Origin of the sequence: Streptomyces olivochromogenes (assembly GCF_001514115.1) — a bacterium.
GTDB lineage: Bacteria > Actinomycetota > Actinomycetes > Streptomycetales > Streptomycetaceae > Streptomyces > Streptomyces olivochromogenes.
Genome location: NZ_KQ948475.1, coordinates 1 through 13,489, shown reverse-complemented (window position 1 = coordinate 13,489; position 13,489 = coordinate 1). Strand labels below are relative to the sequence as shown.

At 69.2% G+C, this 13,489-nt stretch carries 12 protein-coding genes; 6 read left to right on the top strand and 6 right to left on the bottom strand.

From position 1 onward, the window contains the following. Positions 1-141: 141 nt before the first annotated feature. Both AQJ27_RS42340 and AQJ27_RS42335 read right to left on the bottom strand, forming a co-directional pair. Entirely contained in the window at positions 142-1,113 is a 972-nt protein-coding gene (locus AQJ27_RS42340; protein WP_067381534.1) for a pirin family protein, read from the bottom strand. 184 nt (positions 1,114-1,297) lie between these two features. After that, positions 1,298-1,762 (bottom strand): SseB family protein, encoded by a 465-nt coding sequence (locus tag AQJ27_RS42335; RefSeq protein WP_054234175.1) that lies wholly within the window; start codon positions 1,760-1,762, stop codon positions 1,298-1,300. A gap of 143 nt (positions 1,763-1,905) precedes the next feature. Between AQJ27_RS42335 and AQJ27_RS42330 the strand changes: the two genes are divergently transcribed. The 3 genes from AQJ27_RS42330 to AQJ27_RS42320 all read left to right on the top strand — a co-directional run bounded on the left by AQJ27_RS42330 (position 1,906) and on the right by AQJ27_RS42320 (position 5,783). Next, a complete protein-coding gene (locus AQJ27_RS42330; RefSeq protein ID WP_067381531.1) occupies positions 1,906-3,732 on the top strand; it encodes an acyl-CoA dehydrogenase in 1,827 nt (608 codons plus the stop codon). 386 nt (positions 3,733-4,118) lie between these two features. Next, positions 4,119-5,471: a M18 family aminopeptidase gene (locus AQJ27_RS42325; protein ID WP_067381528.1), complete on the top strand. Its 1,353-nt coding sequence runs from the start codon at positions 4,119-4,121 to the stop codon at positions 5,469-5,471. A gap of 78 nt (positions 5,472-5,549) precedes the next feature. Next, positions 5,550-5,783 (top strand): hypothetical protein, encoded by a 234-nt coding sequence (locus AQJ27_RS42320; RefSeq protein ID WP_067381525.1) that lies wholly within the window; start codon positions 5,550-5,552, stop codon positions 5,781-5,783. A 24-nt stretch (positions 5,784-5,807) separates the two neighbouring features. Here AQJ27_RS42320 and AQJ27_RS42315 read toward each other — a convergent pair whose 3' ends face one another. Next, complete coding sequence (locus AQJ27_RS42315) at positions 5,808-7,649, bottom strand: thioredoxin-like domain-containing protein (RefSeq protein ID WP_067381522.1); 1,842 nt, start codon at positions 7,647-7,649, stop codon at positions 5,808-5,810. A 188-nt stretch (positions 7,650-7,837) separates the two neighbouring features. Here AQJ27_RS42315 and AQJ27_RS42310 point away from each other — a divergent pair, with 188 nt between their 5' ends. Beyond that, positions 7,838-8,332, top strand: coding sequence for an LURP-one-related/scramblase family protein (locus AQJ27_RS42310; protein WP_067381758.1), 495 nt, complete (start codon positions 7,838-7,840; stop codon positions 8,330-8,332). 67 nt (positions 8,333-8,399) lie between these two features. Here AQJ27_RS42310 and AQJ27_RS42305 read toward each other — a convergent pair whose 3' ends face one another. Next, entirely contained in the window at positions 8,400-9,194 is a 795-nt protein-coding gene (locus AQJ27_RS42305) for a carbon-nitrogen family hydrolase (protein ID WP_067381519.1), read from the bottom strand. Positions 9,195-9,348: 154 nt separating this feature from the next. Here AQJ27_RS42305 and AQJ27_RS42300 point away from each other — a divergent pair, with 154 nt between their 5' ends. Beyond that, the gene (locus AQJ27_RS42300; protein WP_067381516.1) at positions 9,349-10,173 is read left to right on the top strand and encodes a maleylpyruvate isomerase family mycothiol-dependent enzyme; all 825 of its coding nucleotides are present in this window, start codon (positions 9,349-9,351) and stop codon (positions 10,171-10,173) included. Between the two features lie 121 nt (positions 10,174-10,294). Here AQJ27_RS42300 and AQJ27_RS42295 read toward each other — a convergent pair whose 3' ends face one another. After that, on the bottom strand, positions 10,295-11,599 hold the full coding sequence (locus AQJ27_RS42295) for an MFS transporter (RefSeq protein ID WP_067381513.1): 1,305 nt from the start codon (positions 11,597-11,599) through the stop codon (positions 10,295-10,297). After that, positions 11,596-12,270: a GntR family transcriptional regulator gene (locus AQJ27_RS42290; protein WP_067381510.1), complete on the bottom strand. Its 675-nt coding sequence runs from the start codon at positions 12,268-12,270 to the stop codon at positions 11,596-11,598. The genes AQJ27_RS42295 and AQJ27_RS42290 overlap by 4 nt, the downstream gene beginning before the upstream one ends. 221 nt (positions 12,271-12,491) lie before the next feature. Here AQJ27_RS42290 and AQJ27_RS42285 point away from each other — a divergent pair, with 221 nt between their 5' ends. Continuing rightward, positions 12,492-13,388: a D-alanyl-D-alanine carboxypeptidase family protein gene (locus AQJ27_RS42285; protein ID WP_067381507.1), complete on the top strand. Its 897-nt coding sequence runs from the start codon at positions 12,492-12,494 to the stop codon at positions 13,386-13,388. Positions 13,389-13,489: the final 101 nt, after the last annotated feature.

Here is a 13,489-nt window from a genome sequence, read left to right as displayed (position 1 = left end):
ACCCGACCACGCGAGGGCCGGGCCGTCCCGCCGGGACGGCCCGGCCGGGTGACACGGCGTCCATGCGAAAAGCCCCGTCCGACGCGCGAAAGGCCCCGTCCGGGGTACGGACGGGGCCTTTCGCGCTTGAGCGGAGAGGGGTCAGATCCCGCCCTCGGACATTCCGTGCACCGCCGGAACGGTGCCCAGGCGGCCCTTCTGGAAGTCCTCGAAGGCCTGCTGCAGCTCCTCGCGGGTGTTCATCACGAAGGGGCCGTAGTGGGCCATGGGCTCACGGATCGGCTGTCCGCCGAGCAGGACGACCTCGAGGTCCGGCGTGTTCGCGTCCTGCTTCTCGTCCGCGCGGACGGTCAGCGAGCCGCCCGCGCCGAAGACGGCGGTCTGGCCGGTGTGGACCGGTCGACGGCCCGTACCGACGCTGCCGCGTCCGGCGAGGACGTACGCGAGACCGTTGAAGTCCTCGCGCCACGGGAGCGTCATCTCGGCGCCGGGCGCCAGGGTCGCGTGGACCATGGTGATCGGCGTGTGCGTGATGCCGGGACCCTGGTGGCCGTCGAGCTCACCGGCGATGACGCGCAGCAGCGCGCCGCCGTCGGGGGTGCTCAGCAGCTGGACCGAGCCGCCGCGGATGTCCTGGTACCGGGGGGCCATCATCTTGTCCTTGGCCGGGAGGTTCACCCACAGCTGGAGGCCGTGGAAGAGGCCGCCGGACATGACGAGCGACTCCGGCGGGGCCTCGATGTGCAGGAGGCCGGCGCCCGCGGTCATCCACTGGGTGTCGCCGTTGGTGATGGTGCCGCCGCCACCGTTGGAGTCCTGGTGGTCGAAGATGCCATCGATGATGTAGGTCACGGTCTCGAAGCCGCGGTGGGGGTGCCAGGGGGTGCCCTTGGGCTCGCCCGGCGCGTACTCCACCTCGCCCATCTGATCCATCATGATGAACGGGTCGAGGTGGCGGTAGTTGATCCCGGCGAACGCACGGCGGACCGGGAAACCCTCGCCCTCGAAGCCGCTGGGCGCGGTCGTCACGGTGAGCACGGGACGGTCCACGGCGTCGGCCGGCGCGGCCACACGGGGCAGGGCCAGCGGGTTCTCGACGGTCACTGCAGGCATGTCGGTACCTCCTTGTGCTTCGAGTTTAGTTGATTGTTGAACTTTCTGCCACCCACAACGACGGACGCCCGGAGGGAATTCCCTCCGGGCGTCCGGACTGTCGTAGGGGAGTGGGCGCTACCCGTAGTGGTTCGCACCCATAGTGGTTCGCCACCCATAGTGGTTCGCCACCCGTAGCGGTTCACTACCCGTACATACGGCGCATGGCGAAGTCCACCATCTGCTCCACGGCCTTCGCGTCGAAGACCATGCGGTGCTCCCCCTCCATGTCGAGGACGAAGCCGTAGCCGGTGGGGAGCAGGTCGATCACCTCGGCGCCGGTGATCACGAAGTACTTGGACTCCTTGCCGGCGTACCGGCGCAGCTCCTTGAGCGAGGTGAACATCGGGATGACCGGCTGCTGGGTGTTGTGCAGCGCCAGGAATCCGGGGTTGTCGCCGCGCGGGCAGTAGACCTTCGACGTCGCGAAGACCTGCTGGAAGTCCTCCGCGGACATCGATCCCGTGGTGAACGCCCGCACCGCGTCCGCCAGCGAGGGCGGGGACGGCTCGGGGTAGAGCGGCGGCTGCTGGCCGTAACCGCCGGGCATCTGCTGCTGCGGCGGGGCGTACTGCTGCTGGGCGCCCGCATTCTGGTCGTAGCCGTACATGGGTCAAAGAGTAGTCGGCCACATATGGGCCATCGGGGGTTGATTCTTATTACCGACGGGTAGCATCATCGTAGCTACTTGCCAGTACGTGTAACGAGGCTGCGAGTACCTCCACCTCCCCGATCCCTTACGGAGCCGTCGCCATGGGGCACTACAAGTCGAATCTCCGCGACATCGAGTTCAACCTCTTCGAGGTGCTCGGGCGCGACAAGCTGTACGGCACCGGACCGTTCGCGGAGATGGACGTCGACACCGCCAAGAGCGTCCTCGACGAGCTGGCCCGTCTCTCGGAGAACGAGCTGGCGGAGTCCTTCGCGGACGCCGACCGCAACCCGCCGGTCTTCGACCCGGAGACCAACACGGCTCCCGTACCGGCATCCTTCAAGAAGTCGTACAAGGCCTTCATGGACTCCGAGTACTGGCGCCTGGGCCTGCCCGAGGAGCTCGGCGGCACCACCTCGCCCCGCTCCCTGATCTGGGCGTACGCGGAGCTGGTGCTCGGCGCCAACCCGGCGGTCTGGATGTACTCCTCCGGCCCCGCCTTCGCGGGCATCCTCTTCGAGGAGGGCACCGAGGTCCAGAAGCACATCGCGAAGATCGCCATCGACAAGCAGTGGGGCTCCACCATGGTGCTCACCGAGCCGGACGCCGGCTCGGACGTGGGCGCGGGCCGCACCAAGGCGGTCCAGCAGGCGGACGGCTCCTGGCACATCGAGGGCGTGAAGCGCTTCATCACGTCCGGTGAGCACGACATGTCGGAGAACATCCTCCACTACGTGCTCGCCCGTCCCGAGGGCGCCGGCCCCGGCACCAAGGGCCTGTCCCTCTTCCTCGTCCCGAAGTACGAGTTCGACTTCGAGACCGGCGAGCTGGGCGAGCGCAACGGCGCGTACGCGACGAACGTCGAGCACAAGATGGGCCTCAAGGCGTCCAACACCTGCGAGATGACCTTCGGCGACCGCCACCCCGCCAAGGGCTGGCTGATCGGCGACAAGCACGACGGCATCCGCCAGATGTTCCGGATCATCGAGTTCGCCCGCATGATGGTCGGCACGAAGGCGATCTCCACGCTCTCGACCGGCTACCTGAACGCGCTGGAGTACGCCAAGGAGCGCGTCCAGGGCCCGGACCTCGCGAACTTCATGGACAAGACCGCGCCCAAGGTCACCATCACGCACCACCCCGACGTGCGCCGCTCGCTGATGACGCAGAAGGCGTACGCCGAGGGCATGCGCGCCCTGGTGCTGCACACCGCCGCGATCCAGGACGAGATCCAGGTCAAGGAGGCCGCCGGCGAGGACACCGCCGCCCTGGAGGCCCTCAACGACCTGCTCCTGCCGATCGTGAAGGGCTACGGCTCCGAGAAGGGCTACGAGCAGCTCGCCCAGTCGCTGCAGACCTTCGGCGGCTCCGGCTTCCTGCAGGAGTACCCGATCGAGCAGTACATCCGCGACGCCAAGATCGACACCCTCTACGAGGGCACGACCGCGATCCAGGGCCAGGACTTCTTCTTCCGGAAGATCGTCCGCAACCAGGGCGCGGCGCTCAACTCCCTCGCCGAGGACATCAAGAAGTTCCTGGCGCTCGGCACGGGCGGCGAGGACCTGTCCGCGGCCCGCGAGCAGCTCGCCAAGGCGGCCGTCGAGCTGGAGGCCATCGTCGGCCTCATGCTCACGGACCTGGCGGCCACCGAGCAGGACGTCAAGAACATCTACAAGGTCGGCCTCAACACCACCCGCCTGCTGCTGGCCTCCGGCGACGTGGTCGTCGGCTACCTGCTGCTGCGCGGTGCCGCCGTGGCCACCGAGAAGCTGGAGACGGCCTCGGCGAAGGACAGGCCCTTCTACACCGGCAAGATCGCCGCGGCGAAGTTCTTCGCCGCCAACGTCCTGCCCGGCGTCACCGGCGCCCGCAAGCTCGCCGAGGGCGTGGACCTGGACCTGATGGAGCTGGACGAGGCGGCGTTCTGATCCTCGTGGCCTGAGGGCATCGCCGTCGGCGGCCCGTTCCCGGAGCGAATCTCCGGGGGCGGGCCGCCGTCGTGTGCGGCCACGGGGCGGGCGCGTGGCAGCCCGCTCCACGCAGGGATTTCCCCATGGCCCCGCACGGATTTCCCGCATGGCCCCGCACGAACTCGCATGGATTTCCGGCATGGCCCCGCACGGCCTCGCATGGGTTTCCGGCATGGCCCCGCACGGCCTCGCATGGTTTTCCCGCATGGATTGCGAAGACCGCGGGGCGCGGAGAGCGAACCGGAATCTGCCCCTCCAGTCAGATGTCCGTCTTTCACATCCCCCTTACGAAGGGCCCTACCCATCGCCGGGAGCGGGCCCTCGGGCGTCGTTAAGGTGAACCCATGAGCACAAGCGCCCGCTTCGACCGCGGCCACACCGACGACCTCATGACCTTTCTGGCGGCGAGCCCGACGCCGTACCACGCCGTGGCGAACGCCGCCGAGCGGCTGGAGAAGGCCGGATTCCGTCAGGTCGCCGAGACCGATGCCTGGGAGGGGACGAGCGGCGGCAAGTACGTGCTGCGCGGCGGCGCGATCGTCGCCTGGTACGTGCCCGAGGGTGCCGAGCCGCACACCCCGTTCCGGATCGTGGGCGCGCACACCGACTCCCCCAATCTGCGGGTGAAGCCGCAGCCGGACAGCGGGGCACACGGCTGGCGCCAGGTCGCCGTGGAGATCTACGGCGGCCCGCTGCTGAACTCCTGGCTGGACCGGGACCTGGGGCTGGCGGGCCGCCTGACGCTGAAGGACGGCTCCTCGCGCCTGGTGAACATCGACCGGCCCCTGCTGCGTGTGCCCCAGCTCGCCGTGCACCTCGACCGTTCCGTCACCACCGACGGCCTCAAGCTCGACAAGCAGCGTCATCTGCAGCCCGTCTGGGGTCTGGGCGACCCCGGCGAGGGCGATCTGATCGCCTTCCTGGAGGAGGAGTCGGGGCTGTCCGCGGGCGAGGTCAGCGGCTGGGACCTGATGACGCACTCCGTCGAGCGGCCCGCGTACCTGGGCCGCGACAAGGAGCTGATGGCCGGACCGCGCATGGACAACCTGCTGTCCGTGCACGCCGGTACGGCGGCGCTGATCGCGGCGGCGACGGGCGAGGGCTCCGGTTCGGGTTCCGGTTCCGCTTCGGGTTCCGGTTCCGGTTCGGGTTCCGCTTCGGGGCTTTCGTACATCCCCGTCCTCGCGGCCTTCGACCATGAGGAGAGCGGCTCGCAGAGCGACACCGGCGCCGACGGTCCGCTGCTCGGCGGCGTGCTCGAACGCTCGGTGTTCGCGCGGGGCGGCTCGTACGAGGACCGGGCGCGCGCCTTCGCGGGCACGATCTGTCTCTCCTCCGACACCGGCCACGCCGTCCACCCCAACTACGCGGAGCGGCACGATCCGACGCACCACCCGCGGGCGGGCGGCGGCCCCATCCTCAAGGTGAACGTCAACAACCGCTACGCCACGGACGGTTCGGGCCGTGCGGTCTTCGCCGCCGCCTGCGCGAAGGCCGGCGTGCCCTTCCAGTCCTTCGTCTCCAACAACTCGATGCCCTGCGGCACCACCATCGGCCCGATCACGGCGGCCCGCCACGGCATCAGGACCGTCGACATCGGCGTGGCCATCCTCTCGATGCACAGCGCCCGCGAACTCTGCGGCGCTGACGACCCGTTCCTGCTGGCCAACGCGCTGGTGGCGTTCCTGGAGGGCTAGTCCCGCATGCCCGGCGCGCCGCCGGGTACCCGGACCGGGCCTGAGAGAAGCCGAGTTGGTTACAAGGAGGCGACACCCATGAGCCTGGGCGGATGCATCATCCTGATCGCAGCGGGGGCGGTCCTCACATTCGCGACCGACTGGCACATGAAGGGGGTCAACCTCGACCTGGTCGGCATCATCTTCATGATCGTCGGGCTGATCGGGGTGGTGACGTTCAGCAGCATCGCCAGGAGGCGCCGGGTGGTCATGCCGCCCAGCACCCCGGTGATCGAGGAGGAGCGGCACCACCGGGGCGGCTACGGCGTGTAGCCGACGCCACGGAAGTGGGGACGGTCAGTCGGCCATCCCCGCCAGCACCAGCGGCAGCCGGTCCGTGCCACCCTCGGTGAGGCGGACCGGCACGCCCCAGTCCTGCTGGTGGACGTGGCAGGCCGGGTACTCGTTCGCCGGGTCGTCGTCGCACGACGCCGCCATCGCGGAGACGTGCAGGACGCCCTCCGTGACGGCCGGGTTCAGCTCCAGGGCGCGGAAGAGATCGGTTCCCGCGCCCTCGCCCGTAAGCAGCAGCTCGGGCGGGGTCGAGGAGACCAGGAGTCTGGTGGACGGGCCGTAGCGGGTGTCGAGCTTCTGGCCGGCCGGCGCCTGGAAGATCACGTCCAACTTGAAAGCGCCCGGGGTGACTTCGGTGGCGGCGCGCTGGGTACGGTGGGCGACCGACTCCACCCGTACGGCCTCCTCGGGAAGCCGCAGCCGGGTCAGCCGGTGTCGCGCCGACTCCACGACCACGATGTCGTCCCCGACGAGAACCGCGTCGCTGGGCTCCCTCAAGTCGGTCGCCAGCGTGGTCACCTCGCCCGTCGCGGGGTCGTAGCGGCGCAGTGCGTGGTTGTACGTGTCGCTGACCGCGACCGAGCCGTCGGGGAGGGCCGTGACACCCAACGGGTGCTGAAACAGGGCCTGTTCGGCGGCCCCGTCCCGGTGTCCGAAGTCGAAAAGACCGGTGCCGACGGCGGTGTGCACGGCCCCGTCGAGGTCCACCCAGCGCAGGGCGCTCGTCTCGGAGTCGGCGAGCCAGAGCCGGTCGGCGGTGGCGGCGAGCCCGGACGGCTGCGCGAACCAGGCCTCGGCCCCCGGCCCGTCCACGAGCCCCTCGTTCGTCGTACCGGCGGCGACTCCGACGGTGGCGTCCGCCGGGTCGTACGCCCACAGCTGGTGCACCCCGGCCATGGCGATCCAGACCTTCCCACCGAACAGCGCCACGTCCCACGGCGAGGACAGGTCCACCTCGCGCGCCGGGCCGGACGTCGGCGAGCCCTGCCACCACTGGCGTCCCGTCCCCGCGAGGGTGCTGACCTCGCCGGTCACGAGGTCCAGGCGGCGCAGCGCGTGGTTCACGGTGTCCGCGACGACGACCGAACCGTCCTCGAGGAGCGCCAGCCCCTGCGGCTCGCTGAACCCGGCCTCCTCGGCCGACCCGTCCACGAACCCCCGCACCCCGGAGCCGATCCGCCGTACGACGCTCTCCCCGTCGCTCTCCAGCTCCACGAGCTGGTGCCGGGTCGTGTCGCTGACCAGGAGGTTCCCGCTCGGCAGGGCGAGGGCCTTGCCGGGGAAGCGGAGCGCCGTGGGCTCGGGCTCGGGTGCCACGTACGGCCCGTCGCCGCGGCGCAGCGTCCCCTTGGCCGCGTGCTCGGCCTCCAGCTCCTCCACCAGGCGGGCGATCGCGTGCGCGTGCCCCTCACCGGCGTGCTGTGCGACCACGTACCCCTCGGGGTCGATCACGACGAGCGTCGGCCAGGCACGCACGGCGTACTGCTTCCAGGTCGCGAGCTCGGGATCGTCGAGCACCGGGTGCTCGACCCCGTACCGCTCCACCGCGTCCACGACCGCCTGGTGCTCGGCCTCGTGCACGAACTTCGGCGAGTGCACCCCGATGATCACCACCGTGTCCCGGTGCTTCTCCTCCAGCTCCCGCAGCTCATCAAGGACATGCAGACAGTTGATGCAGCAGAAGGTCCAAAAATCGAGGATGACGATGCGTCCTCGCAGGTCGGCGAGGGTGTACTGCTGCTCTCCCGTGTTCAACCAGCCGCCCTTGCCGATCAGCTCGGGGGCACGGACACGGACGCGACGGGGGGTGGGTGCCGAGGCTGCGGTCGGGGCGGAGTCGTTCATGGAAACAAGGGTGCCACCCGCCACCGACAGTCAGGTCAGCGCGTGCCCCGTGGTGGCGTCCACCACGTGCCACACATGCTCGCCCTCGACCTGCGATGCGCACGTCGTAGTCGCCGACGAGGGCACGCGGCGCCATCGGAGGGGGTGAACGCGTGATGATCTTGCGGTTCCCGGGAACCGGTGACGGTATGAGATTCCTCGTACGCGACCGGCTCCTCGGCTTCGGTGACGACTACTGGATCGAGGACGACCACGGCAACAAGGTGTTCCTCGTCGACGGCAAGGCGATGCGACTGCGGGACACCTTCGAGCTGAAGGACACCCGCGGGCGTGTCCTCATCGACATCCACCAGAAGATGTTCGCCCTGCGGGACACGATGGCGATCGGGCGGGACGGGGAATCGCTGGCGACGATCAGACGCAAGCGGCTGTCCCTGCTCCGCAACCACTACCGGGTGTCCCTGGCGGACGGTACGGAACTCGACGTCAGCGGCAAGATCCTCGACCGCGAGTTCGCCGTCGAGTACGAGAGTGAGCTGCTGGCGGTGATCTCACGCCGCTGGCTGCACGTACGGGAGACGTACGGCGTCGACGTCGTCCGCGAGGACGCGGACCCCGCGCTGCTGATCGCGGTGGCGGTGTGCGTGATCCACCTGGCGGAGAAGGAGCGGGGCGAGGACTGACTCAAAGGACCGAGGCGAGGAGGGGCCCGAGGAGAGGACCGGCCAGGAGACCGGACGAAGGACTGGCTCAGCGGCGCGGTGCCGTCAGTCCCAGCATCCGGTCCTTCAGCGCCGGGAACTGCTCCCGCGTGGTCGCGACCTTCCCGGGGTCGAAGTCCACCGTGAGCACCTGCTCCCCGGCCCCGGCCTCCGCCAGGACCTCCCCCCACGGATCGACCACGATCGAGTGACCGGCCTGGGGAACGTCCGCGTGCGTGCCGGCCGTTCCACAGGCAAGAACGAACGCCTGGTTCTCGACCGCGCGGGCCTGGGCGAGCAGCGTCCAGTGGGAGCGGCGCCGCTCGGGCCAGCCGGCCGAGAGGACGAGGGTCTCGGCGCCGGCGTCGACGAGCCCGCGGAAGAGCTCGGGGAAGCGGAGGTCGTAGCAGGTGGCGATGCCGAGGGTGGTCTCCGGCAGACGGACCGTCACCAGTTCGCCGCCCGCACCCATGAGTACGGCCTCGCCCTTGTCGAAGCCGAAGCGGTGGATCTTGCGGTAGGCGGCGGCCAGGTCGCCGGAGGGGGTGAAGACGAGGGAGGTGTTGTAGAGCGTGCCGTCGGCGTCCCGCTCGGGGATCGACCCGGCGTGCAGCCAGGTGCCCGCGTCGCTCGCCGCCTTCGCCATGACCTCGAACGTCGGCCCTTCGAGGGACTCCGCCTCCGTACCGAACGACTCGTAGGCGAACGCCCCGGTGGTCCACAGCTCCGGCAGCACGATCAGATCGACTCCGGCTTGTTCTCGTACCAGAGCCGCCACACGCCGTCGACGCGAATCGACCGATTCGCCGTCGTTTACGTCGATCTGGAGGAGAGAGGCGCGCACACTACCACCGTCCTGGCATTCGAGCCGTCCATACAGGCCTACGATCGTCACACGAAAGCACTGCCGGGGTGCCTCACAGCAGCGTAACTTAGCGTCCCAAGACACCCGCTACCTGTGCACTGCCCGCGTCCAACCGCCCGAGGGGTCCCGTTCCGTGAGTCTGCATCCCAGCCTTCAGTCCTACGCCGACGCCTGGACCCACTCCGTCGATGCGATATCCGAGTTGGTGTCGCCGCTGGTGGAAGGTGAGTGGAACCGGCGCACACCCTGCCCCGGCTGGTCGGTGCGGGATCTCGTCTCGCATGTCATCGGGCTCGACTGCGAGATGCTGGGCGATCCTCGGCCGATCCACACACTCCCCCGCGACCTGTTCCACGTGACGAACGAGCACCAGCGGTACATGGAGATGCAGGTCGACGTGCGCCGCCACCACACGGCGCCGGAGATGACCTCCGAGCTGGAGTACACGATCATCCGCCGCAACCGTCAGCTGCGGAACGAGTCGCGGCAGCCGGACGCCAAGGTGCGCGGGCCGCTCGGGACCGAGATCACCCTCGAACAGGCGATGCGCAGGCGCGCGTTCGATGTATGGGTGCACGAGCAGGACCTGCGGGTGGCCCTCGGCGTGCCCGGCAACCTCGACTCCCCCGGCGCGCACATCGTCCGCGACAAGCTCCTCGGGGCCCTGCCGAAGGTCGTCGCCAAGGACGCGGGGGCGCCCGCGAACTCGGCGGTCGTCTTCGACATCCACGGGCCGCTGGAGTTCCTGCGGACGGTGCGGGTCGATGCGGACGGGCGCGGCTCGATAGACGGCGCCCCCTCGCTCGGCCCGGCCGCCACCCTCAGCCTCGACTGGGAGACGTACTTCCGTCTCGCCTGCGGCCGCGTCTCGGCCGACGCCGTCTCCGACCGCATCAAGACGGAGGGCGACCCGGAACTGACCACAGCCATCCTGAGGAACTTCGCGGTCACGCCGTAGCGCGGGGTTCTTCGACGGCGGGTGAACGGGAGCCTGCGGGTGAACGGGAGCCTGCGGGTGGGCGGGAGCCTGCGGGTGGGCGGGGGCTGGTCAGGCAGTTCCCCGCGCTCCTGAAGGGGCGCTACGCGGGGACGTGTACCGTCTCCACGCGGCTGGCCACCAACCGCTCACGCTCCCTGCGCGCCGCCTGCTTCCGCAACCGGAAGATCTGACTCAGCCCCAGCGCCTGAAGAACGAACACGGCGGAGAAGGCGACGCGATAGTTGTCCCCGGTCGCGTCCAGCAGCACGCCGATCGCGAACAACGTCGTCATGGAGGCGACGAAACCGCCCATGTTGGTGATCCCGGACGCGGTGCCCTGCCGCTCCGGCGGATTCGCGGGCCGCGCGAAGTCGAACCCGATCATGGAAGCCGGCCCGCACGCCCCGAGCACCGCGCACAGCACGACCAGCAGCCACATGGGATCCCGGTCACCGGGATACGCCAGCGCACTCGCCCAGACCACCGCCGTCGCCGTCACCGTCCCGAGCGCCAGCGGAAGCCGTGCCGCGTGATGCCGGGCGACGATCTGCCCGTAGACAAGACCCACGAACATGTTGGACAGCACCACGAGGGTGAGCAGTTCACCGGCCGTCGCCCGCGACAGCCCCTGTGCCTGGACCAGGAACGGCATGCCCCACAGGAGCAGGAAGACCATCGCCGGGAACTGTGTCGTGAAGTGCACCCACATCCCCAGTCGCGTACCGGGCTCCCGCCACGACGCCGCGATCTGCCGCCGCACATACGCGGCCCCCTGATGCGGGAACGGTTCCGGCTCGTGCCCCTCGGGGTGGTCCTTCAGGAAGAGAAGGAGGAGTACGAGGACGACGACCCCGGCGAACGCGCTGCCCGCGAACGCCGTCGTCCACCCCACCCCGTGCAGCAGCCGTGCGATGACGAGGGTGGAGACCAGGTTGCCCGCCATGCCCACAAGACCGGCGAGCTGCGCGACCAACGGCCCCCGCCGCGCCGGGAACCACCGCGTGCCAAGCCGCAGCACGCTGATGAACGTCATCGCGTCCCCGCAGCCCAGCAGCGCGCGCGAGGCCAGGGCCATCCCGTAGGTAGAGGAGAACGCGAAGCCCAACTGGCCGGCGGTGAAGAGCAGTACGCCGATGGTCAGCACCTTCTTGGTGCCGAGTCGGTCGACCAGCAGTCCCACGGGTATCTGCATGCCCGCGTAGACGAGGAGTTGCAGGATCGAGAAGGTGGAGAGGGCGGAGGCGTTCACATGGAAGCGGTCCGCCGCGTCCAGCCCGGCCACTCCCAGCGAGGTACGGAAGATGACGGCGACGAAGTAGACGGAGACGCCGATACCCCAGACACCGATCGCGCGACGGCCGCCGGGCGGGTCTCCGGGGAGCGAGACGGCCGAGTGGGAGCTCATCGCACCTCTCCCCGCGCCAGGTTCGAGAACCAGCTGACGTGACCGTGGACGATGTCGACCGCCGCCTCCGCGTCGCCGGACCGCAGTGCTTCGAGGATCGCCTCATGCTCGGTGAGTGTCTTGGTGATCCGGTCGGGGTGCGCGTGCATGACGGCGACGCCCATCCGCAACTGCCGGTCGCGCAACTGGTCGTAGAGCCGGGAGAGGATCTCGTTGCCGCCGCTGCGGACGATCTCGGCGTGGAAGCAGCGGTCGGTGACGGCGGCGCCTGCCAGGTCTCCCGCGGCGGCCTGCTCCTTCTGCTGCGCGAGAAGTTCCTCCAGGCGCGCGATGAGATACGGCGACGCGGGCACGGCCTTGCGGACCGAGTGCTCCTCCACGAGTTGCCGTGTCTCGACCACGTCCGCGATCTCCTGCGCGGAGACGGGCAGGACGAGCGCGCCCTTCTTCGGGTAGAGCTTGATCAGGCCCTCGACCTCGAGCCGGAGCAACGCCTCGCGCACCGGCGTGCGTGAGACACCCACGGCCTCGGCGAGCTCGCCCTCGGTGAGCAGCGTCCCACCCTCGTAACGACGTTCCAGGACGCCCCGCTTGACGTGGGCGTAGACGCGGTCGGCGGCGGGGGGTTGCTTGGTGGCGGGCGGAGCGGACACGGACGGCGCGGCAGGCATGCGCACATCATAGATACAACACGTACACATGGCCGTGCGTCGTCCAGGATGCGGACCGGTAGCCTTCACGCGGTCAACGCCCGCCCCTCGGCGTAACCCACGTCACACAATTCCACCCCATCTTCCGTGCATCCCTTTGGGTCCCTCACGAGTCCGTACGTAAGACGGCACTGCCATGTGCCGTTCTCCCAGGGGCATTTCGCGCATTCGGAGCGTTCATTTTGATTACCGGCATTAAGGGCACGCGTTTCCGCCGAGCCGCCGCTGTCACCGTTACCACCGGCGCCGTACTGGCGGCCGGAGCCTTCGGGGCCGCCCCCGCAGGGGCCGTCACGACGCCCACCATCGCCGCCGCCGGCGGCTACGTGATGAACAACGGCACGGCCAAGACCTTGTACACCAAGGCTGCCGACACCAAGCGTTCCACCGGTTCCACCACCAAGATCATGACCGCGAAGGTCGTGCTCTCGCAGCCGAACCTCAACCTCGACGCCAAGGTCACGATCCAGAAGGCGTACAGCGACTACATCGTCGCCAACACCGCGTCCTCCGCCCACCTGATCGTCGGCGACAAGGTCACCGTCCGCCAGCTCCTCTACGGTCTGATGCTGCCGTCCGGCTGTGACGCCGCGTACGCGCTCGCCGACAAGTTCGGCTCGGGCTCCACCCGTGCCGCCCGCGTGAAGTCGTTCATCGGCAAGATGAACACCACCGCGCGGAGCCTCGGCATGACGAACACGAAGTTCGACTCGTTCGATGGCATCGGCAACGGCAGCAACTACTCGACGCCGCGCGACCTGACGAAGCTCGCCAGCAGCGCGATGAAGAGCACCACGTTCAAGACGGTCGTGAAGACCAAGTCGTACACGGCGAAGACCGTCACGAAGACCGGCAGCACCCGCACCATGGCGGCGTGGACCAACACGAACACGCTGCTCAGCAGCTACAGCGGCACCATCGGCGTGAAGACCGGCTCCGGCCCCGAGGCCAAGTACTGCCTCGTCTTCGCCGCCACCCGCAACGGCAAGACGATCATCGGCACGGTCCTCGCGTCGACCTCGATCACCCAGCGCGCCACGGACGCCACCAAGCTCCTGAACTACGGCTTCGCCAAGTAGTTCCCGGACAGAGTGGTTCCCGGACACCACAGCCGAAGGGGGCCCGTCGCCGAACGCGACGGGCCCCCTTCGTCATGCCGCGCGCCGACTGCGCGCCGGCG